The sequence below is a fragment of the Priestia sp. BR_2 genome, assembly GCF_041954005.1.
GTDB classification, from domain to species: Bacteria; Bacillota; Bacilli; order Paenibacillales; family Paenibacillaceae; genus Paenibacillus_AQ; species Paenibacillus_AQ lautus_A.
On the sequence record NZ_JAVFHM010000188.1, the window covers coordinates 263,090 to 285,253 of the forward strand.

A 22,164-nucleotide genomic window follows, 5' to 3' on the forward strand; every position below is an offset into this window, starting at 1 on the left:
AGATGATATGAAGCAGTTATACACCATCGGGGTTGATTTCGGTACGGAATCGGGCAGGGCCCTGCTTGTCGATATCACGACGGGCCAGGAAGTAGCGACCCATGTGACGCCTTACGCGCATGGAGTCATGGACGAGGTGCTGGTCCATTCGGGTTTGAAGCTGGAGCCGGATTGGGCGCTGCAGCATCCGGAGGATTACTTGGAGGTTCTTAGGCAATCGATCCCCCGCGTGCTGTCGGATGCAGCGATATCGGCTGATCAAGTCATCGGCATTGGCATCGATTTTACGGCATGTACGATGATGCCGCTGGATGCAGGCGGGACCCCGCTCTGTATGACGGAGGAATGGAGGGACCATCCGCACAGCTGGGTGAAGCTGTGGAAGCATCATGCGGCGCAGGAAGAAGCGAACCTGATCAATGCAGCCGCAGCTTCGCGGGGCGAGAAATTTCTTGCGCGTTATGGAGGAAAGCTGTCCTCCGAGTGGATGCTTGCAAAGTCTTTGCAGATTCTGAGGGAAGCTCCCGAATTATATGAACGGTCCGTGTTGTTCATGGAAGCTGCCGATTGGGTGGTCATGCAATTGACCGGCCAGCTCGCGCGAAGCAGCTGCAACGCCGGTTATAAAGCCAATTGGCATAAACGGGAGGGTTATCCGTCCAAGGCGTTCCTGCATTCGCTCGATCCGAGGTTCGGAAATCTCGTCGAGACGAAGCTGAGAGGAGCGATCAAGCCCCTGGGTTCGAAAGCAGGCGGATTAACCGAAAGTATGGCGGCGATGACGGGGCTTCTGCCGGGAACCGCGGTAGCCGTAGCCAACATCGATGCCCATGCGATGGTACCGGCCGTCAGCGTCGTAACCCCGGGGAAGCTGGTACTCGCTATGGGAACCTCTACTTGTCACTTGATTTTAAGCGACAAAGAAGTGACCGGCGAAGGCATTTGCGGCGTCGTCGAGGATGGGATCATTCCCGGTTATTACGGGTATGAGGCAGGACAATCGGCCGTTGGCGATATATTCGCCTGGTATGTGGATGAGGCAGTTCCGGAATACGTTAGGCTTAAGGCTGCAGAAGAGCGGCTTGGCGTTCATGAGTGGCTCGAGAAGGAAGCGGCCCGATACGCGCCTGGACAAAGCGGACTGCTTGCGCTGGACTGGTGGAACGGAAGCCGTTCCGTGCTGATGGATGCCGATCTTAGCGGCGTCATGCTTGGTTTCACCTTGCAGACCAAGCCGGAGGAGATTTATCGGGCCCTGCTCGAAGCCACAGCCTTTGGTACCCGGGCTATTATCGAGGCGTTTACCGATAGCGGCATTGAAGTTCAGGAGCTTTATGCTTGCGGCGGATTGCCGCAGCGCAACCGGCTGCTGATGCAGATTTATGCCGACGTTACCGGCAAAGAGATCAAGATCGCGGATACCGTCCAGACGGCCGCTTTTGGCGCAGCCATGTTCGGTGCGGTTGCGGCAGGCAAAGATCAGGGAGGATATGGCAGCATCGTGGAAGCTTCGGAGGCGATGGCCCGCGTTCGGGAAGAAACATTCAAGCCGATTGAAGCTAACGTCCGAATGTATGACCTGTTATACAAGGAGTATAAAGGACTTCATGATTATTTGGGCAGGGACGAAAATGGGGTGTTGAAACGGCTGAAAGCGTTAAGAAGCAGTTTTAACTCTGAAGGATCAACGGATTCGGCCCGAGGATAGACAACGGGTTATGACTCACATAAGGAATGCAGGCTATCGTGTTGGTAGCATGGCCTGCATTCCTTAACCACCCATTCTGCAATCGATGTCATATTGTTGGCAAAGCGTTTTAAGAAGCGCTTTTTACCTACGCCATCAACTTATAAGGAGCGATCATCCATGGACAATCAAACAGCGTTATCTTCACTCAGCCGCAAGCGATCCGGAAAAAGAAAAAGGGAATCCAGCTACGACCGTTCGGGAGGGAATAAGGATTACTTCTCCATCCAGCCGGGCGACCTGACCGAAATTTGCAGCATTCCGGGAGCGGGTGCCATCACCCATATTTGGATGACCATGGCGACCGACGCCCCTGCCGAGGAATTGTATCTGCCGCGCAAAGTCGTACTCCGCATGTACTGGGACCAGGAGACCGAGCCCAGCGTGGAAGCGCCGATTGGCGATTTTTTCGGAATGGGGCACGGCCTCACCAAAAATTATACGTCAGCGGCGTTGATGATGAGTCCCGAGGACGGCAAAGCATTCAACAGCTTTTTTCGCATGCCGTATGGGAATGGCGCTCGTATAACGATCGAGAGCGAAGCGGAGCATCCGATTAAATTTTATTTCTATGTGGACTATGAATCGTACGATAAGCTGCCCGAGGAGGAGCTGCGATTCCATGCCCAGTGGCACCGGGAAAATCCGACCGACGGGATCGCGGATCACGGGGTGGATAACGCTTTCTACGAATTCGGCGGCAAGAATACGACGGGCAGCGGCAACTATGTCATTTTGGACGCGGTTGGGAAGGGCCATTACATCGGCTGTAACTTCAATGTCCATAACCTCCGCGATACGCGGGAATGGAACTGGTACGGCGAAGGAGACGACATGATCTTCATCGATGGGGAGCCATGGCCTCCGACTCTGCACGGCACGGGCATGGAGGATTATTTCAATACGGCCTGGTGTCCGCAGCAGGAGGTGTGCACCCCGTATCATGGCATCATTATGGGCGGCGGCCAGAACTGGAGCGGAAAAATCTCCACGTACCGGTATCATATCCTGGATCCGATCATGTTCGATAGCAGCATCAAGGTCACGATTGAGCACGGTCATAACAATCATCGGAGCGACGATATTTCCTCGACGGCGTACTGGTACCAGGCGGAACCCCATCGTTCTTTCCCGAAGCTGCCAAAGGTGGATAAACGCTTGCCAATGCCGGATACGAAGCCGCTCAATCCTGCAAGTTTGAATCAGATATTCGGTCATAACAATCCCTGATGTTCACGGGTGGAATATAGGAATCCACAATCAGATCGAAAGGGGAGATGAGCTTGAAATGGAAAAATGCCCTCTTCGCAGGCATGATTTTGCTGTTATGCGGCTGCGCGGGGGGCGGCAAGGTGAATCCTCTGCTTGATGCGACAGACAAAAGCTTTTTATTAAAAGGCATGACCGGCGTGGAGCAGGTTTCGCAATTAACCGGGGAATCCTCCCCCAATCGTACCGATCAATACGCCGTGTACGGCACCGATCTGGGTTCCATGATGAATGACGGGGAACGAACTTACTTCGTGTTCGGGGATACGTTCGGCGAGAGGGCGCCTGATCAGACAGGCGGAGGGGGAAGCTATTGGCGCTCCAATACGATAGCCTATACAACGGACGCTCATCCGGCTGACGGTATCGCATTCGAGGGAATGATCACGGATGAATTCGGCACGGCGAAGGAACTGCTGCCTTCCGCCAAAATCGATTACGAAGAAATGACGAAAATTCCGACCCATGGCATTGCGGCAGGCGGTGCCTTGTATTTGCACTACATGTCGGTCAACCATTGGGGCGATCCGGGGAAGTGGGACGCCAATTACAGCAGCGTGGCCAAATCGACCGATAACGGTGAAACCTGGGAGCTGCAGGACCGGCTCCGTTGGCCGGGAGACAGCAATTTCATCCAGGTTAGCCCCTATAAGGTGGAGAATGAAGCAGGCGGTTCGGATATTTATTTTTGGGGGATTCCTTCGGGCCGCTTTGGCGGCGTTCAGCTTATGAAGGTGGGCGAGGAGCACATCGAGAATATGTCCGAGTACCGATATTACAGCGGATTGAACGATGACGGCAGTCCCAGGTGGAGCGCGGATATGAAGGATGCCAGGTATGTGGTGGATGACACCGTCGGCGAGCTGTCCGTAGTGTGGAATTCTTATCTGGAACGCTGGCTGATGACCTATTTGAAGGAAGGCCAAGGGGTTGTCATACGTGAAGGCATGACGCCTTGGGGGCCTTGGGGCGAGCCCCTGGATTTGGTCCGGGCCGAGGATTATCCGGGGCTATACGGGCCCTATATGAACGATCGGTATACGGAGAATGACGGGCAGACGATCTATTTCACATTGTCTTTATGGGATCCCTACAATGTTTTCTGGTTTAAGGCTTCGCTCGAAAAGTGAGGCGCGGATTCCAAGAATGATCGGTTTAAATGCGGACCAGCGTTTAAATAGTTTGATCCATTAAAAGGAGGGTTCATGATGCAGAAAAATACCATCGGCTTCAAATCCTGGCCTGTTCTGTTCTCCGTTGTTCTTGTTCTGGCGATGCTCGTTACGGGCTGCGGCGGACGATCTGGCGGTCCCGGAGGAGGAGCTTTAAGCAATCCATCGGAAAATGAAAGCGCAAACAACGGGGATGAAGCCAGCGGCAAGGTTGTGATCGATTTCTGGGCGCAAAAATTCGAGGATACCACCGATGCCTGGTTCAAGAAATGGGTCGGCGAGTTCAATAAATCCCAGAGCGAGGTTGAAGTGAAGCTGACCATCGTTCCGGCCGACGCCTGGGACCAGAAGATGAAAGCAGCGCAGGCCGCAGGCAAGGCACCGGACATCCGAACGATCAACTACGGCAATGTGGCCAATGCGGCAAAAACGGGTCAACTGATGGCCCTGAACGATTTAATGGAGCCTTCAGCCTTCGATGATTTGTACGACAACATGAAGGACTTCGTATCCGTTAACGGTCAGTACTATGCATATCCGAAGCTGGTTGAGCCGTCTGCCGTGATGTTCTATCGGAAGGATATGTTCCAGGAAGCCGGGCTTGATCCCAATCAGCCGCCGAAAACATGGGCTGAGCTTCTGGATGCGGCCCAGAAGCTGACCAAGAAAGGCGTGTTCGGCTTATCGATTGCGCAAACTGCGCCGGATCTGGGCTGGTCGAGCTGGGGGCTGCAGTATAACGGGGCAGGTCATCTGGCGGTTACGGAGGACTGGTCCCAAGCGGACGTGAACAATGACGGTTACAAGGCCGTTTTGGACTTTTACCAAAAAGCGTACCAGTCCGGCGTCATGCCGAAGCAGGCGTTGGCCGGATATGCGGACATCAAGCCTTTCGGCGAAGGCAAGATCGCCATCCAGATTTGCGGTTCCTGGGCGATCGGTCAGCTTCGCAACACCTATAAAGACATGGTGGATAAGGTAGGGATTGCGCCGATGGCATCGATGGACGGCGATTTGACGAAGCCGACGGCAACGCTCGGCGGCTGGTCGCTGGCGGTGGACGGCAAATCCGAGCATCCACAGGAATCGGCCGATTTCATCTCCTATTTGCTCGCAGGCGACCCGAACATCATGATCGATTTTTTCAAGACGTCCCAGTTCTCCAAGTTCTCCCCGCGCAAATCCGTGGACGAAGCGATGAAATCCGATCCGGATGCATCCAAGGATGAATGGCGTGCACTCGTATCCGAGCGGATCATTCCGCATTCGCAGGCTGAGCCGGTTTATCCGTGGGACATCAGCTTCGCGCTCGCCACGTCCATCGAGTCCGCCATGAAGGGTACTTCGGTGGATAAGGCGCTGGCGAAGGCAGAGAAAGACATTAACGATTTCATCGCGAAGAATAAGCTTGCCGGTACGAATCCGAAAAAATAGTGTTGGCAGCCGTCCGGAAATCCGGTTTTCGAAATGTTATTTTCGGATGGCTGCTTCATCCTTGGCCAATGGTGGTGACGCTACATGTTCAAGAAAAATTATCGGCAGGACAACGGCGTGGCTTACATGCTGCTCGCTCCCATCGTCATCCTGCTGACCGTCTTTGTCATCATTCCGTTCTTCTATGCACTGCGGGTGAGCTTCTATAATTGGAGTTTCTATCAGGATTCCACCTTTGTGGGCTTGCAGAATTTCTATATGGTGCTGACCGATGACCTCTTTCTCCAATCCATCTGGGTAGGGCTTAAGTTCGCGCTGATGGTCGTTCCGACGATGCTGATTCTCTCGTTTCTGTTCGCGAACATCATTAAGAATCTGGGCTCCGGTTTCGCAAGCGTTGTTAAGACTTCCGTCTACATTCCCACCATTATTTCCGGAATCGTGGCGTCGGTCATCTTTGTCTTCATCTTCGATTATGCCGGAGGCCTGGCCAATTACATCATCGGGCTGTTCGGATCGGAGCCGAAAGCCTGGCTTGCCGACGTGGCAACGGCGCTGCCGAGCATCGCGGCTCCAGCCGTGTGGCTGGGCTTCGGACTCACGACGCTCATCATGCTGGCAGGCCTCCACGATATCCCAAAAAGTTACTATGAGGCTGCCGAACTCGAGGGGGCGGGCATCTTCGTTCGCATGTGGTACATCACGATTCCGCTCATGCGCAATGTGATCCTGTATCTGCTCGTAACCGGATTTACGGCGCAAATCTCCCAGTTCGAGCTGTCCCTCGTCATGACGGGCGGCGGCCCGCTCAGCGAGACCACGACGCCGAACCTCTACATCCTGAACCACTTCCGAAACGACGTCATGGTCGGGAACTCCATCGCGGCATCGCTGCTGTTGTTTGTGGTCCTTGGCAGTATTTCGGCCATTATCTTCAGAGTACTGAATTCGGAAAAAGCGATCGACGGATAAGAAGGCAGGAGGATAACATGATGAAATCGTTAAACGGTGTCCAAAAAACATTGATGACGCTCTTGACCGGACTGGTGACGATCATGGCGCTGTTCCCGCTGCTCTGGGTCATCATTGCCGGTTTCAAAGATAAGGCGGAGGTGCTTGCAACGCCGTTCCGTTTCTTCCCGAAGAAATGGATGGTTCAGAATTATACGGATATTCTGAGCGACGCGACCTTCATTCAATCGATGCTGGTCACATTCGGGGGCGCCGTTCTCTTCGCGGCGCTGAGCTTGGCCGTGAACGCCACCGCGGCTTACGTCTTCGCCAGGCTGGAATTCAGGTTCAAGACGATGTTGTGGGTTTATGTCATCGTCACCATGTTCATTCCAGGCATGGCCATTCTGCTGACCTCCTTCATTGTGGTGAATGAGATGGGAATGCTCGATACGCTGGCGGTGCTCGTATTGCCCGGCATTGCTTCCGCGGGTCATATGTTCTTCATCCGCCAATTCTACTTGAATATTCCGATGGCGCTTGAAGAGGCGGCGCTGATTGACGGAGCAGGAAGGATCAAGATTTTTACGCATATCTTCATTCCAATGTCGTTTCCGGTCTTCGTCATCGTGGGCATAGGCTCCTATTTGGCCTATTGGAACTCCTTCGTATGGCCGACGATGACGATCACCAACCCGGAGCTCTTTCAAATCATGCAATATTTATACACCTTCCGTTCCGAACGGGCAACCGAAATGGGCATGCTGATGGCCGGATCGGCGCTTTCCTGCCTGCCGACCATTATCTTGTTCCTCTTCTTCCAGAAGCACATCATTTCAGGAATCAAAATCTCCGGTTTGAAGTAACATTCTAAGCCAACAGGTGGAGGTGGGGCATGATTATACTTGAGAACAGGCATATCCGGCTGGAAATCAGCGAGAATGACGGCACGGTTCGAGGCATTCGCGATAACGTTAGAGGAATCGGGCTTATCGCGGATACGGGCACGGCGGATCCATTTCGCTTGGAGACGGACGCGGGTTTCAACAGCTCCTTTCAGAACTTCGGATGGAGCAGGGAAAATACGGAAGACGGGACAGATCAGGTTCAGTTGAGCTGGGACACGCAGCAAGGTATGATCGTCACGGCTTCCGTAAAGCTCGCAGAAGAAGCGGATTGCATTGAATTCCGATGCGCAGCAGAGAACCATTCGGGAATCCGATTGCTGAGCCTGGAATATCCGGTTATTCCGAATTTGACCACGATCACGGAGCACGGCGAGGAGGATTATATCGCCCATTCCTTTGCAACCGGCTTTGAGGTCAACAACCCGATGAAGGTATTTGAAACGGACGGAATCGGATTTCGTTTCATGCCGTATCCGGAGAGCTTCTCCGGGGCAACGATGCAGTTTTTTGCCTATTACGGCAAAGACAGGGGCGGGCTGCAACTCGCTGCCCTGGACGGCGAGGGCCATCCGAAATGGCTCAATTTCTTCAAGAACGGGAACGGCTTGCTGGAAGCCTCCGTGATCCATGGCTGCAGTGATATGGGACCCGGCAAGGGGATCAAGCCGCATTATCCGGTGCAAGTGTCGATTCTGTCAGGAAGCGGCTGGTACGAAGCTGCTGACCGGTACAAGTGCTGGGCCGTGCAACAGAAGTGGTGTAGACGCGGCAAGCTTTCGGAGAGGGCTGCGAAGGAAGGCAGTCCATGGCTGCATGAGGATATGGGCGCGGCAACCTTCGGTATCAATGCGGGATCGGATCGTACGGCATGGATACAACAATACCACGACTGCATCGGAACGCCGATGCTCCACATCCTGGGCCCCGATTGGACGCATCGGCCGCAAACCTTCGGCAGCGGCGTGCCGGGGGGATATGATGATTGGTTTCCGACCCGCTTCAACCCAGAAAACATCGCTCTGATCCGAAAGCTGGGCCATCGCTTCGCTCCGTTCGAATTCGATTACCTTTATCATTTTGACGGAGCCGACGGAGAGCTTGGCAGAGCAGCCGAGCAGAAGTTTCCCGAGCTGAAAAAAAGCGTGGATGCTTACCGCTTTCCGTTCCTTTGTCCGGCGCATCCGTACACCCACGATTTTCATGTGAGGCGGGATACGGCACTGCAGCAGAGCGATGACATCGATTCGATCTACTACGATATCTCCGCCAACAACATTCTGAAGATCTGCATGGATGACAGCCACGGTCATCCGGTCGGAGCCGGCAGCATCATTGAGGAGGCTTACCGGCGGAACTTTGCCGATACGAAGGCGGCCATGTGCGAAACAGCCGGACGCTATATCCCCATGGGTACCGAGATGATGAATGAAACGATGCTGGATCTGATCGACTACTATCAAGCCCGGGCAGGGGGGCAGCCGGCGGCGCCGCTCGAAGGATGGCCGATCCGGGAGCTGCTTAAAACAGGTGCGGCCTATCTCATCCCGATGTTTACTTACGTATATCACGAGTACGGCGCGCTGAGATTGGACGGCTGGGGCAAGCTGACCGAGGAAATCGGAGAGCTTTACTATTTTACGGTAGCACGCACGTATCTCTGGGGCGGCCTGTACGAATTGAATTACGAGTACAGTCCGATGGAGGCGCTGGACGGCAACGAAAATACCGCGGAGGAGCATTATTATCCGTTTGAACCGCGCGGGTATGCCTTCTCGGCGAACAGGGCCGATTACTTGGCTCTGTATGCACGGCTGCGAATCGGTGCCGCGAAGCCGTATTGGTCGTATGGCACGATGCTTCGGCCGCTCTCCTTCGACGTTCCTATGACGCCGATGAAGTGGTTTCATTACAACCACGGCAAGGATACGCCGGAATATAACAACTCGGGAGAACTGCTGACAGACGCCGTTATCCACTCGGCATGGCAGAATGATCAAGGGGATGTCGGCTTGTTCTTTGCGAATGTGACCGGAGAGGAGCAGACAATAAGCATCGAGCTCCGTCCGGAAGACTTCGGAAAGACGACCGTGACCGGGCAGCTGTACACGAAAGCGGGAGAGCCGGCCATTGATTGCTCCATGGAACAAGGCGGATTGCGTTTGCTTAAGCTGCCGGCACGAAGCATAGCAATGTTGGAACTGACTTCGCCTTAACTTGGCACAATGACGCGGTTTTCTGAGGCGGAGGATGATAGAAATTGGGGCGGCGACGTCGGACAATTGGATCAGATTGACGATTTCAGCCTGTTAAAGAATGGACGACGTGTCGCTGGCGGGGGATTTCTTGCCGGAAAACGAGCAGAATGGAGGACTTATGGCACAATTACCGGACGCTTATGTAAAGCGGTGGGATTATGACCAATTAGGGAGTGCAGCTCCCAAGCTGAGTCTTAAACAAATCGATAAAGGCACTTATCACTGCATAATGACATTTGAGCTGGATCAGGAGATACGACAGGATGATTGGCAGCTGCGCCTGGAGCCTGCGTTCCAGCCGTATTTTCACTGGGCTCCTCATATAACGCCGACTTCCCGGCATGTGATGGATCAGCACTGCTTTCGGTCGCCTGCCCTCATTGCTCATGACGGCACCAGACTGCTCACACTGATACCGGATCTGGATCTGATCGCGAAGGATGCGGACGCTCGTTGGTACTTGGATCTGGATGCTCCGAACAACCAATTCGTCTTGGGAATGAGCCGGACCCGTGTGAGTGATCACGTGCTGTTTGAGAAGGTGGAGGGTGCTGCTTATTCGCCCGGAACGTTCTGCATCGGCTTCTACCTAATGACGTTGGAGGATGATCAAGCTGCATTGAACCCCTGGCGGCCGGTGCTGCAATTTTTATGGGAGCGATGGGGTCACTCCCGACTCCGTCAGGGCATCCATGACAGAGCTCCTCTCGAACACTATGTAAAACATGCGTACGACTGGGCTTTTCGCCATTGGAAAGATACGGTGTGGCAGGAATTCGAATGGAACGGACTGAAGGTCGGGGCTCCCGTATTCATTGCCGACGTGAGTCAAAGTCCGAATTATCCTGGCGTTCCGAACGAACGGGAAAGCCGATCGATCTGGAACCAAGCGTGGTTCAGCTCCCTTCGTTCGGCGCAAGGCCTCTATCGTTACGGTAAGAAACAGGATGATCCGGAACTGGTTCGCAAAGCCAGGCTCATGAAAGAGCTGGCTCTTGCTGCTCCGCAGCGAAGCGGGTTCTTTCCCGCCGTTATTGCGACGGAGATGAAGCGGGTGATGGTGGAGGGACAGGAAGTTAACCGGTCAGGTAGTTGGGACCATGCCTTCTGGGGGAATTCCAATCGCAATCCGGCCGATCCTTGGGGCTCGATCGCGGAAGCGCCTTACCATGAGCTGGACATGAGCTGGACGGCGCTGCTCATGCTTCGCTGGCATGATGAAATCGAGCCGGATCCAAGGCTCATGGAATACGCCGTACGCTATGCGGATGCGCTTCTGGCTCTTCAGGACGAGAAGGGCTATTTTCCGGCCTGGCTTGACCAAGAGACGTTAGCGCCGCTGGATATTCTACGGGAGTCTCCGGAGACGTCGCTCTCCGTCACGTTTTTGCTGAAGCTGCACGACATGCGGCCGGATCCCACATATTTGGAAACGGCAGTAAGGGCGCTGGAGGTTGTCGTCAACGAGATCGTGCCGTCCGGCAGATGGGAGGATTTTGAGACGTATTGGTCCTGCTGCTCCTATGGCCGCGAAGAGCTCCCCGGCTGCAAGGTGGTTAGGAATAACATGTTCAAGCAGTGCAATTTCTCCATGTTCTGGACGGCGGAGGCCTTATTTCAGATGTACAAGACGACCGGCGAGATGCGATATCTGACACTCGGCACACGTGTGCTGGATGAAATGCTGATGACGCAAGCCTCCTGGCAGCCTCCCTATCTGTATGTTGACGTATTGGGCGGATTCGGCGTCATGAACTGCGACGGGGAGTGGAATGATGCGAGGCAAAGCCTGTTTGCCGAGCTGATCCTTCAATATGGCGTGGAATTGGACCAGCCGGAATATATTGAACGCGGTGTTGCCGCATTGCAGGCCTCTTTTGCCATGATGTATTGCCCCGAGAATATAAAAACAAAACAGCAGTGGGAACGGGCGTATCCTTTCTTTAACGAGAAGGATTACGGCTTCATGATGGAGAATTACGGTCATGACGGCGATGTAGGTGAGGATGGGCGGGGTATGGGGACTTTCACCATTTTTGATTGGGGGAACGGCGCGGCCGCCGAAGCTTACCTGCGGATCAAGGCCCATCTGGGTCAGACGTTGAAAGACCGGTACGGATACGATATCACACATTAAAGGAGCGATTACGGATGATGAACTTTAACGGGCTCAACATGCATCTCGGAAACTTATCCAAGCTGTCTAATGCGCAGACGAGATCCATCAGCGCGGAGAATTTTACCGGCGAGAAAGGAAAAGGGGGCATGGCGACGGACGGCACGGGTGCAGCGGCTTCCAGGGATCTGGGCGCGGGCTGGAAGGTGTCTCCTTCCGTGGAGATTATGCCGGGAGAAACCTTTACTATGGGTGACATTCAAGGCCCTGGGGCCATTCAGCATATTTGGCTGACCTGTCATCCGTCGCTGTGGCGCAATATGATTATCCGCATGTATTGGGACGAAGAGCAGGACCCTTCGGTTGAGGTTCCGGTGGGCGATTTGTTCTGTAACGGGTGGGGTGAACGTAGCGATGTCAATTCGATTCCGGTTGCCGTCAATCCGGCCGGCGGCATGAACAGCTACTGGCAGATGCCGTTTCGCAAGCAAGCCCGATTGACGATGGAGAATCGCGCGCCGGAAAAGGCGGTCCTTTACTACCAAATCGACTATACCCTGACGGACATCCCCGAAGAAGAGGCTTATTTTCATGCACAGTGGCGGAGAACGAATCCCGTTCCTTATAAGGACGTTTACACGATCCTGGATGGCGTGAAGGGACAGGGGCACTATGTAGGGACTTACCTAGCCTGGCAGGTGAACAACAGCGGCTGGTGGGGCGAAGGGGAGATCAAGTTTTATATGGACGGGGACCAGGATTACCCGACCATCTGCGGTACGGGAACGGAGGATTATTTCGGCGGAGCTTGGAACTGGGAACAGCCGATCGGTACGTACCGAACCTACTCGACGCCTTATCTGGGGATGCACCAAGTGCTGAAGCCGGACGGATTATATCGCAGCCAGCAGCGCTTCGGCATGTATCGATGGCATGTCATGGATCCGATCCGCTTCCAAAGCGATCTTCGCGTCACGATCCAGGACCTCGGCTGGAGGTCAGGAGGCAGATACCTGCCGCAGCAGAGCGATATTGCATCGACGGCGTTCTGGTATCAGGCGGAGCCCCATGCGCCATTCCCGGAACTCCCGGATAACGATGAGCGGGAGGTTATATAAGCAGGCGCTATTGCTTAGCTTCCGGTATGGTGATAGTGTGAAGCCATGGACCCTGTTGCATCTGCTTGTCGGTTTCATGGTCGTTAATGGAGGATAGGATGGACAAACATACAATTTATACCATTGCAGATCGGGTAGGCGTATCTCCTTCCACGGTGTCCAGAGCCTTGTCGGGGAGAGGTTACTGCAGTCCCAAGACGAAGAGCAAAATTCTGGCGGCTGCCCAAGAAATGAACTATGCGCCCGATCATGCAGCGAAGATGCTGAAAATGAGGCAAACCAATAAAATCATTTTTGCCGTTCCGGATATATGCAACCCTTTCTATTTCGATATGATCAACGGCATCAATCAGGTGCTGGAGGAGCATGATTACCTGATGATTCTGTTCTACACCAAGCACAGGCTCCAGGAGGAGATGAAGGCGATCCAGACGCTTCGGGAAAACGTCGCCGACGGCATGATCATGGTGTCTTTCGATTTTGGAGAAGAAAATATCGGGGCTATCAATGCGCTGCAGGCTCCGGTCGTGCTGACGAATAAATACGTGTCGCCGGATGGCAGCGACCGCTTTGACTACGTATATGTGGATACGTATGACGGAATCAAGCAAAGCACGGAGCATCTGATCAAGCAAGGCCTGCGCAGCATCGCCTATGTCGGCGGTAATCTCAGCGAGCAGACCGGCCATGAGCGGTTCTGCGGGTATCGGGATGCCATGCTGGAGGCAGGAATCCCCTTGATTCCTCGTTTTATCGCCGAATCCGACTATACGGAAAGCGGCGGTTATGCGATGGCGAAAGCGTGGCTGCAAGGGCCCGACCACCCGGAGGGCATCGTTGCCGCGAACGATCTAATGGCGATCGGCGTCATGAAAGCTTGCGAAGAAGCCGGATTAAAAAATCCCCATGACGTTGCCGTTGTGGGCATGGATAATCTGGACATTGCCTCCCGCGTATATCCCAAGCTGACGTCCGTTGCTTTGCAGCAGGAGGAAATCGGCCGCAAAGCGGCCCAGATCCTGATGGATCGCATAATGGGAATTCCGAGGGAGGAGCGGGCCGTGAAATTGATGCCGCAGATGGTCGTGCGCGATTCCAGCGTAAAGATATGAAGCGAGGATGGAGTATAATGGGTTGTTTCCGAATGAACATGAACGTCATGATAAAGGCTCCATCATGAACTAGCATGCTTGCGTTGAATATGGTGTTGAACCGTTCCTAGCAGTACAACTGCCAAGAGAACGGTTCTTTTTTTTGTTGTAAGGAAATGATCTTTGGTGGGGAAGTCCCCAACCTTCGCGCTTGCGTGATCGGGTTGGGGACTTTGTCGTGGATCAAGGATTTGTAGGATCATAGCGAACTGAGAAGCGGAGGTGTTCGCTGTAAGGGTAATAATTATTACTCTTCAGAGTAAAATTGATTGACTATTAAAGTAATTTAAAATACTCTATAAAGTAACAAGGAGGTTCACATTGAAAAAGTCCAATCGAATCATGGTTGTTGTGAAGGGAGAGAAACGGAAACGGATGTCAACAATCCATAGTCTTCAACCGGATATTCACACGCTTCACGGATTTTTTAGCAAGGAGCTGGAACCGGCCCTATATATTCAGTCCGGGGATACCGTGGTGTATCGAACCTTGGATGCGGGATGGGGACTTGCGAAGCGCTCTGCTCCGGGAGCGCCGAGAACGAAGTTTACGGAGCGTGCGCCGGAGCGGGTGGAGAAGCAGTTCGGGCATGCCTTATTGGGTCCCGTGCATATCCAAGGGGCTAAACCGGGGCTTACCTTGGAGATACAGATCAACGAGGTCGTTCCCGGGCCGTGGGGTTGGACCTCTGCCGGAGGGTTTCCAAGCTATTGGAACGAGAAGCTGGGCATGACCGATACCCAGGAAATGACATTGGACTTTGAATTGGATGCCAAAACAATGACTGGCAGGAGTCAGTTCGAAAATTTCAAGTACAGCGTCGGACTGAAGCCATTCATGGGGATTATGGGCATGCCGCCGGAGGAAGAAGGTCAGCATACGACTTTTGTGCCGCGCCCTTATGGAGGAAATCTCGATTGCAAAGAATTAACCGCCGGGAGCACCTTGTATCTGCCGATTCCGGTAGATGGCGGGCTGTTCTCAACAGGGGATGGACATGCGGCTCAAGGCGACGGCGAAGTTAGCGGTCCCGCTTTGGAATGTCCCATGGAGAAGGTGAGCCTAACCTTTCATGTCCGTGACGACATGCCCATCAAGATGCCCAGAGCAAAGACGAGTACCGGTTGGCTGACGATGGGATTCCACGAGGACCTGGACGAAGCGATGTGGATGGCCTTGAGCGGGATGCTGGATCTCATGACAGAGCTTTATTCCATTTCGAGAACGGAGGCGTACGCATACGCCACCTTGACGGTGGATCTGAGAGTAACCCAGATCGTGAATATCCAGAAGGGCGTGCATGCATTTTTGCCTTTTGGCGCGTTGAGGTGAACGAATGCACCAAGTGTTGGCTTTTTTAAATGTCGATTTTATAGGAGGGCTCATGCATGCAGTTATACGAAACGATGGTCAATAACCATGGGGTACATATTCATGTGACGGAGGTACATCGGGAACTTAGAAATGAACAAAGCTCACTGGTTATCATCCCGGGCCTTTCCGAGTCGGCCGAGGATTATATCGACATTATGGAAAAAATGGTAACGCTGTCGCCCAGGCATATCGTTGTCATTACGCTCCGAGGCCGTGGCCGAAGTGATTCTCCTGATTCGGGATACACGCTCGAGGATCATATCAGCGATCTGGATGCGGCCATTCGCCATCTTGAACTGGAACAGTTCGTACTCATGGGGTACTCACGGGGGGTAGCCTATCAATTAGGTTATGCCATTCGGAACCCGAAACGCATTGAAGGTCTGATCATCGGAGACTATCCGGCGATACATACCCAGCTGCCAGCGGGATGGGTGGATTTCTTTGCAACGCTGCCGCCTTGGAGAGGGAAGAAGCTATTCGACCGGATGAAACCATCGGCCCTGCATGCCCTGCAGAAGGATTCCGCGAAGGTAGAATTTTGGAGCGACCTGTCCCGATTCACATGCCCTGTCCTCATTATTCGTGGCGCAAAACCGCATCCCGGGTTATCATTAGAAGCAGTGGAACAATATAAGCTATCGCTGCCGCAGGCACGAATCGTGGAATTCGAGCAGCATGATCATAATATTTTCGAACCGGATGCGGACGAGTTTGTTCGCACCGCAGACTCTTTTCTGAGAGAGATTAAGAAGAAATCAATAAACTAGCACAAGAAGGGTGTACGGACTTGGACAATCTGAAGCTGAATGTATCACTTTTACGACAAAGGGTTCCGAACCTCACCAGCGCGGCCAAATCCGTCGGATTGCGGCCCGCCACGGTTTCCAATCTATGTACGGGAAAAATACCCGTAGGCCGGGCGGAGGTTCGCACCATAGCCGCGCTGGCAGCCTTGGCGAAATGCAGCCTTGACGAACTGATCCTGCGCGGGGAAAGCGTGGAGATGATCGAAACGGGCATTAAGCCTCTTGATCTATTCGCTCCTCTGGCAAAAGGCGGCACCGTCGGGCTGGTAGCTCGTCCCGGTATGGGGCAGCTGGTGCTGCTCGGGGAGTTGTTTCATCACTTCAAGCAGGAAGGGTATATGACGATTCTGCTGAAGCCGGAAGGGAACTATCCGGAGCTGCAGGATATGCTGAATGACGTAGAGCGGGTTGCTTCTTCAATAGAAGAAATCCATTCTATCGTATCGCATGCGAATACCGATAAAGAAATTGTGTTTGCCGCGGATCGGGAGCATGTCTTAACCGGCAAGATCTATGATCTTCAGGAACGTTTTCAACAGGAAGGCATGCAGCAGATCACGACTTTTCTTGTGGACCTCAAAGGTGCGGTTGTTGATGAAGACATGCCTTACGGGCCGCTGGAGACGCTGTGGTATTTCGATGCCGATCTGGCGGCAAGACATCTGTTTCCTGCCGTGAACCCGTTATATTCCACCTCTTCCGTATTAGAAGGCGTTCATCTGGATCAGGTTCACTTAGCGGTCCAACAGCGGGCCCAGAAGCTGCTTCGCCGCTATCGGGAGCTTCGTTCGCTGGTTCAAGTACGAGGATTGGAGGCCATTCCGTCATCTGAAATGGAGGTTTATGAGCGGGGAGAACGGCTCGAAGCTTATCTAACGCAGCCTTTTTACGTTGCTGAAGCTTATACCGGACTGCCAGGCGAGCGGGTCCACTTGCAAGAAGCGCTGCATGACGTTCAAGCCATATTGAACGGCAGCATGGATCATCGATCGGTGGAGAGTTTATCCTGGATCGGGACAATAAAATAAGAACTTAGTTAACCAAAGCTGAATTCCCTAAGTTTGTTCATCGGGAATATCGGCTTTTTTACATGATTTTGCATAATATAATCCGTACGTCCCATAGCTGATACGCAAAGGTCAGTATATAATATGTGCTAGTTTGTACCGTACAGATGGCAAGAAGTGTATTTAACAACTGAAACTCTGCTGATTCCGTACGGACACGAAACTATACATAAGGGAGAAATGGACATGAAAAGAAAAGGTTGGCTAATCGCATTTGCAGCGGCATTATTGTTAACGCTTATCGTAGTACCGGTTCAGCAGTCTTTTAGCGCAGAGGGCAATCCGACGGCAACGGCCATTACGCAGAGCGCCCTGAACAATCAGTTCCACTTGGATCACGTCGTGAAGATTTACGTGCCTTCCACCGTAAAGGGGGATATTCCCATCACGGATGCGGCTCACCAAAAGTTTGTCGATCAAGCGTTGACGAAGCTGTCCGGCTGGTTTGGCGGGGCAACGGCAATACCGGGCGAAGGGGCTTGGGTGGATAACAACAAAACCTTGATCAAGGAAAAAGTAACCATCGTGTACGCTTTTGCCGAGAAACTCGACAAGGATTCGCTCAATCAAGTGGTAGACTATGCGAAGAAACTCAAGGAGGATCTTTCGCAATCTGCCATTTCGCTTGAGGTTGACGGTAAACTGTATTTCATTGAATAGCAGTCTCCGATCCATGAAGTGATCATAGGGGAGGTCTCCCAGCTGTCTGTTGTATGGCAGAAGAGGGAGACGTCCTCTTTATTATGTGTGGACTTGTTAGTAGAGAAACCTCCACAGATAAAAAGTGGCGTAAGATTCCCAGTTCGCCCATCCTGCGGACAGCTCCAGAATCTCCCTCTTCGTCGGTTTCGCCTCTAGGCCCAGCAGATGTTTGATGGCATTATGCAGTCCCACATCATCGATGGGAAAAGCCGCCGGCATTCGCAAACAGCGCATCAGCACATAATTGGCCGTCCACGGTCCGATGCCGCGGATGCCGACCAGTTGTTTCTCCGCTTTCTTTAAGCCGCCAGCTTCCAGCAGCAGTTCTTTCGTTAATTTTCCATCCGTCATAAGCCCAGCTACACCGAGGAGATACTCGCATTTTTTTACGGTCATCCGAAGTCCACCAAGATCTTCAACACGCAGCGGCGCGATGTCCTCAGGCCTTGGAAACATCCAGTAAACCTCGCCTTCACACTCGATGCGTCTGCCGAAGGCCTCGACGAAACGCCTTTTTAGCGTATACGCGTAAGCCAGGTTAATCTGCTGTCCCAGAATGCCCCAGCATAAAGCCTCGAACAGATCCGGAATGCCCATGTTGCGAAGCCCGTAGAAGGACTGGACGGCTTGACTGAGCAGGGGATCGGTCTCGGCCATCGAATAGAACGGCACTAAATCGGTGTTTAGATCGAACCAGTCCCGGACATAAATGGCTACCTCCGCCCGCTTGCTTGGTTCGGTCGGGGTGGTATTCCCCAAAAATCGAACCAGGATCGCTTGCTCTTGATTCCTGGCGCTGACTTCGATCACGGCAACGTCATCTTCAAGCGGGATCGCCCGGTAGATGCTGTCGTTCCGAATCGTAAAGAGACATTCATTCGGCGATCTTTGCAAATAATTGAGGTTCTCCTGAAAGCTGAATTCCTTCGGCACGAATAGCTTTAGCGTATGGATATGATCCTCCCAGCTGTCCTTGGGAAGCCGTTGTTGTTGTTCCATGGTATACGGCTTGTCGCCGCGATTGTGGTCCGGTTCATGCATGATCATCGTTTCCTTTCGTTCCTGATCTACTCTATACTAGTTGTACCATAAACGCGGACCTCATAATTTTGTTATCTTGCTCTTATATTCCAAAAAGCGTACAACCGGATCTTCCTGTGGTTATAATGTTAGCGGAGGTGAGGAAACGTGGCAAACCGGATACAACCGACCGAAGCCCAGTGGAAAGCCATTATCGACAATGACAAGGACAGTGACGGCCAATTTTTCTACGCGGTGCAGACGACGAAAATCTTCTGCAGGCCATCCTGCAAATCCAGGCCCCCGAAATTTGAAAATGTGCGCGTGTTTCGATCGGCGGATGAAGCGAGGGCCGAACGCTTCCGGCCATGCAAAAGGTGCAAGCCGACCGGTGAGCGCCTGCCGGACCACGAATGGATCGAACTCGTTGTCGAGTATATCGATGCGCATTATACGGATCATTTGACGCTGGATGTCTTGGCGGATGTAAGCCACGGCAGTCCGTACCATCTGCACCGGATTTTTAAGCGGGTCAAAGGGCAGACTCCGATGGAATACATTCAGGATTACCGGATCGGCAAGGCCAAAGAGCTTCTTGCGAATACCAGCCTGGCTATTACGGATGTCGGCCATCAAGTGGGCATAGAGAACACGGCTTATTTTATCACGCTGTTTAAGAAAAAGACGGGAATGACCCCCCTAAGCTATCGAGGGCAATATATGAACAATACGAGTGCGGAGGTGCATAATCATGAAATCTAATCATTCGATCATTAGCTGGACACGATTGCGGCATGATGACTGGAACATATATATCGCGGCCACGCCGCAAGGTTTATGTTATATCGGATCACCGGATAAACCGTTCAAAGAGCTGGAGGAATGGGTGAACGCGAAATTTCCTGGCTGTGAACTATTCCAGAATGATGAGGGCATGCAGCCATATGCCGCCGAGCTGGCGGACTATTTTCAGGGGAAACGGGAACGGTTTGAGTTCGCAATGGATTACAAGGGTACCGATTTCCAGATGGCGGTATGGAATGCACTGTGCCAGATCCCGTATGGGCAAACCTTCACGTACTCTGACATTGCGCATCAGATCGGCAAGCCGGCGGCTGTGCGTGCTGTTGGTGCGGCTATCGGGGCGAACCCGCTGCTTATCACCGTGCCTTGTCATCGGGTAATCGGCAAAAGCGGCGCATTGACGGGATATCGCGGGGGTCTTGAAATGAAGACAAGATTGCTGCAATTGGAGCGAATGAACATCTCCGTGAGGGAGATGAAGGAGTATGCCTAATCCTTTGCTGCAGCGCATAAAGAATCTGGATTGGCCTGCCGTACAGGCAGCTTTGGATGAACAGGGATATGCGGTCATTCCCAAGCTGCTCTTGCCCGAGGAATGCGCAGAGATCATAGGCACGTATACGGAAGAGCAGCGTTTTCGCAGCACGATCCAAATGGCCAGGCACCGGTTCGGACTGGGGGAGTACAAATATTATCAGGCGCCGCTTCCCGAAACGCTGCAGCAGCTTCGGGAAGGCTTGTATCCTGAACTTGCGCTGACGGCGAACCGCTGGTTGAGCCGGCTAGGGCATGAAGAGAAGTATCCGGCAAGTCTGGATGAGTTTCTGGGGATGTGTCATGCCCAAGGTCAAGAGCGGTCAACGCCGCTGATTTTAAAATATGAAGAAGGCGGATATAATTGCCTGCATCAGGATTTGTACGGTGATGAGTTCTTTCCGTTCCAAGCGGTCTTTGTGCTGAATGAGAAGGAAGTCGATTACACGGGCGGGGAGTTTCTGCTGGTGGAGCAGCGGCCGCGGGCACAGAGCCGGGGACATGCGATCGCCTTGGATCAGGGAGCGGGACTGATCTTTCCGACCAACCATCGTCCGGTGCAGGGAACAAGGGGAAATTACCGGACTACGCTCCGGCATGGCGTCAGCATGGTCACGTCGGGGACAAGATACAGCCTGGGGATTATTTTTCATGACGCGAAGTAAAGGAGCTGGATGCGCATTCACTCATTCGTAATGAAAGGAGGGAAGTCGTATAATAGAAGAAAGTATAGGAATGAGGTGTCCCAGGTGAAACATGAAGTGCTTTATAAAACGCCGAAGACCCTGCTCAATAAAGGAACCGGTTTCCTGAATGGATACAGCCATACCTTGAATCCGTATACAGGATGTACCTTCGCTTGCTCCTACTGCTACGTCCGGCAAATGCCGGTTTCGATATTCCGAAATCAGGAATGGGGAAGTTGGGTTGACGTTAAGCTCGAATCTGCTGCCATTCTGCGTAAAGAACTGAAGCGTGCCAAGTCCAAGGGGCCCGTCACGATCTTCATGTCATCCAGTACCGATCCCTATCAGCCGATTGAGGCCAAGGAAGAAGTGACCCGTGCCTTGCTGGAGGCCATGGTTAGCGAGCCGCCGGATTTCCTGCTGGTGCAGACGCGCAGTCCGTTGGTCCGACGGGATATCGATTTGCTGCAGCAGTTAGGAGCACGCGTGCGGGTAAGCATGACGGTCGAGACCGATCGAGAGGATATTCGCAAGCATTTTACGCCTTCCGCTCCGCCGATCCAAGCCAGATTGAAAAGCCTTGAGCTGCTAAGAGACGCAGGAATACCAACGCAAGCAGCGATTGCTCCCGTCCTTCCAAGCACGGAGGCATTTCCTCAGATCCTCAGGCCGCTCGTCAATCGCGTGTGCATCGACGATTATTTCATGGGGGACGGCAGCGGAGGCAAACGTACGAAACGGCTGCCCGTTCAGGCGTTGTACGAGAAGCTTGATCTGGAAGAATGGTATGATCCCGCCGCCTATCAGGTGGTCTACGATCGATTCAACAGGGCGTTTCCGCAAGAGCAGCTATTTGTCAGTCAGAAGGGTTTTGAACCTTAAACGTTAGATGGCTCGTCTAGCAGATGAGCGCTTGCTGTGTAAGATGTTAAATGAAAGAGTTTAAAGGTGAGGACCGGGAGATAGCTTCCGGTCTTTTTATCATGCCCAGCAGTAGATGATTATGGTATGATAGGCGAAAATCACCAGTCAAACGTAGAGGAGCGA

General features: G+C 53.0%; 19 protein-coding genes. 18 read left to right on the plus strand and 1 reads right to left on the minus strand.

Features of this window, described 5'->3' with window-relative positions:
* Window positions 1-7 precede the first annotated feature (7 nt).
* From RB298_RS11515 to RB298_RS11580, 14 genes are all read left to right on the plus strand, one after another.
* On the plus strand, window positions 8-1,708 hold the full coding sequence (locus tag RB298_RS11515) for a ribulokinase (protein ID WP_486047105.1): 1,701 nt from the start codon (window positions 8-10) through the stop codon (window positions 1,706-1,708).
* 159 nt (window positions 1,709-1,867) lie between these two features.
* A complete protein-coding gene (locus RB298_RS11520) occupies window positions 1,868-2,977 on the plus strand; it encodes a glycoside hydrolase family 172 protein (RefSeq protein WP_486047106.1) in 1,110 nt (369 codons plus the stop codon).
* Between the two features lie 47 nt (window positions 2,978-3,024).
* Window positions 3,025-4,146 carry a glycoside hydrolase family 183 protein gene (locus RB298_RS11525; RefSeq protein WP_486047107.1) on the plus strand — a complete coding sequence of 374 codons (1,122 nt, stop codon included), beginning with the start codon at window positions 3,025-3,027 and terminating at the stop codon, window positions 4,144-4,146.
* A gap of 75 nt (window positions 4,147-4,221) precedes the next feature.
* Window positions 4,222-5,622: an ABC transporter substrate-binding protein gene (locus RB298_RS11530; RefSeq protein ID WP_486047108.1), complete on the plus strand. Its 1,401-nt coding sequence runs from the start codon at window positions 4,222-4,224 to the stop codon at window positions 5,620-5,622.
* A gap of 84 nt (window positions 5,623-5,706) precedes the next feature.
* Window positions 5,707-6,594 carry a carbohydrate ABC transporter permease gene (locus tag RB298_RS11535; RefSeq protein WP_277746240.1) on the plus strand — a complete coding sequence of 296 codons (888 nt, stop codon included), beginning with the start codon at window positions 5,707-5,709 and terminating at the stop codon, window positions 6,592-6,594.
* Between the two features lie 17 nt (window positions 6,595-6,611).
* Window positions 6,612-7,439 carry a carbohydrate ABC transporter permease gene (locus RB298_RS11540; protein ID WP_145037911.1) on the plus strand — a complete coding sequence of 276 codons (828 nt, stop codon included), beginning with the start codon at window positions 6,612-6,614 and terminating at the stop codon, window positions 7,437-7,439.
* Window positions 7,440-7,468: 29 nt separating this feature from the next.
* Window positions 7,469-9,694 carry a DUF6259 domain-containing protein gene (locus RB298_RS11545; protein WP_486047109.1) on the plus strand — a complete coding sequence of 742 codons (2,226 nt, stop codon included), beginning with the start codon at window positions 7,469-7,471 and terminating at the stop codon, window positions 9,692-9,694.
* 160 nt (window positions 9,695-9,854) lie between these two features.
* Window positions 9,855-11,873 (plus strand): hypothetical protein, encoded by a 2,019-nt coding sequence (locus RB298_RS11550; RefSeq protein ID WP_486047110.1) that lies wholly within the window; start codon window positions 9,855-9,857, stop codon window positions 11,871-11,873.
* 14 nt (window positions 11,874-11,887) lie between these two features.
* The gene (locus RB298_RS11555; protein WP_145037917.1) at window positions 11,888-12,970 is read left to right on the plus strand and encodes a glycoside hydrolase family 172 protein; all 1,083 of its coding nucleotides are present in this window, start codon (window positions 11,888-11,890) and stop codon (window positions 12,968-12,970) included.
* Window positions 12,971-13,068: 98 nt separating this feature from the next.
* Window positions 13,069-14,082 (plus strand): LacI family DNA-binding transcriptional regulator, encoded by a 1,014-nt coding sequence (locus RB298_RS11560; RefSeq protein ID WP_486047111.1) that lies wholly within the window; start codon window positions 13,069-13,071, stop codon window positions 14,080-14,082.
* A 414-nt stretch (window positions 14,083-14,496) separates the two neighbouring features.
* Window positions 14,497-15,453, plus strand: coding sequence for an acetamidase/formamidase family protein (locus tag RB298_RS11565; RefSeq protein WP_486047249.1), 957 nt, complete (start codon window positions 14,497-14,499; stop codon window positions 15,451-15,453).
* A 56-nt stretch (window positions 15,454-15,509) separates the two neighbouring features.
* The gene (locus RB298_RS11570; RefSeq protein ID WP_486047112.1) at window positions 15,510-16,265 is read left to right on the plus strand and encodes an alpha/beta fold hydrolase; all 756 of its coding nucleotides are present in this window, start codon (window positions 15,510-15,512) and stop codon (window positions 16,263-16,265) included.
* Window positions 16,266-16,285: 20 nt separating this feature from the next.
* Window positions 16,286-17,332, plus strand: coding sequence for an ATP synthase beta subunit C-terminal domain-containing protein (locus RB298_RS11575; protein ID WP_486047113.1), 1,047 nt, complete (start codon window positions 16,286-16,288; stop codon window positions 17,330-17,332).
* A gap of 225 nt (window positions 17,333-17,557) precedes the next feature.
* Complete coding sequence (locus tag RB298_RS11580) at window positions 17,558-18,031, plus strand: DUF3574 domain-containing protein (RefSeq protein ID WP_096774253.1); 474 nt, start codon at window positions 17,558-17,560, stop codon at window positions 18,029-18,031.
* 96 nt (window positions 18,032-18,127) lie between these two features.
* On the opposite strand, the gene RB298_RS11585 is transcribed toward RB298_RS11580, so the two are convergent.
* Window positions 18,128-19,114, minus strand: coding sequence for a DNA-3-methyladenine glycosylase family protein (locus RB298_RS11585; RefSeq protein WP_486047114.1), 987 nt, complete (start codon window positions 19,112-19,114; stop codon window positions 18,128-18,130).
* A gap of 147 nt (window positions 19,115-19,261) precedes the next feature.
* On the opposite strand from RB298_RS11585, the gene RB298_RS11590 reads away from it, so the two are divergent.
* From RB298_RS11590 to RB298_RS11605, 4 genes are all read left to right on the plus strand, one after another.
* Window positions 19,262-19,855, plus strand: a complete 594-nt coding sequence (locus tag RB298_RS11590) for a bifunctional transcriptional activator/DNA repair enzyme AdaA (RefSeq protein ID WP_486047115.1) — start codon at window positions 19,262-19,264, stop codon at window positions 19,853-19,855.
* On the plus strand, window positions 19,845-20,390 hold the full coding sequence (locus RB298_RS11595) for a methylated-DNA--[protein]-cysteine S-methyltransferase (protein ID WP_486047116.1): 546 nt from the start codon (window positions 19,845-19,847) through the stop codon (window positions 20,388-20,390). Before RB298_RS11590 ends, RB298_RS11595 begins: the two co-directional genes overlap by 11 nt.
* Entirely contained in the window at window positions 20,383-21,096 is a 714-nt protein-coding gene (locus RB298_RS11600; RefSeq protein ID WP_486047117.1) for a 2OG-Fe(II) oxygenase, read from the plus strand. Before RB298_RS11595 ends, RB298_RS11600 begins: the two co-directional genes overlap by 8 nt.
* Window positions 21,097-21,180: 84 nt before the next feature.
* Window positions 21,181-21,999, plus strand: coding sequence for a radical SAM protein (locus tag RB298_RS11605; protein WP_486047118.1), 819 nt, complete (start codon window positions 21,181-21,183; stop codon window positions 21,997-21,999).
* Window positions 22,000-22,164: the final 165 nt, after the last annotated feature.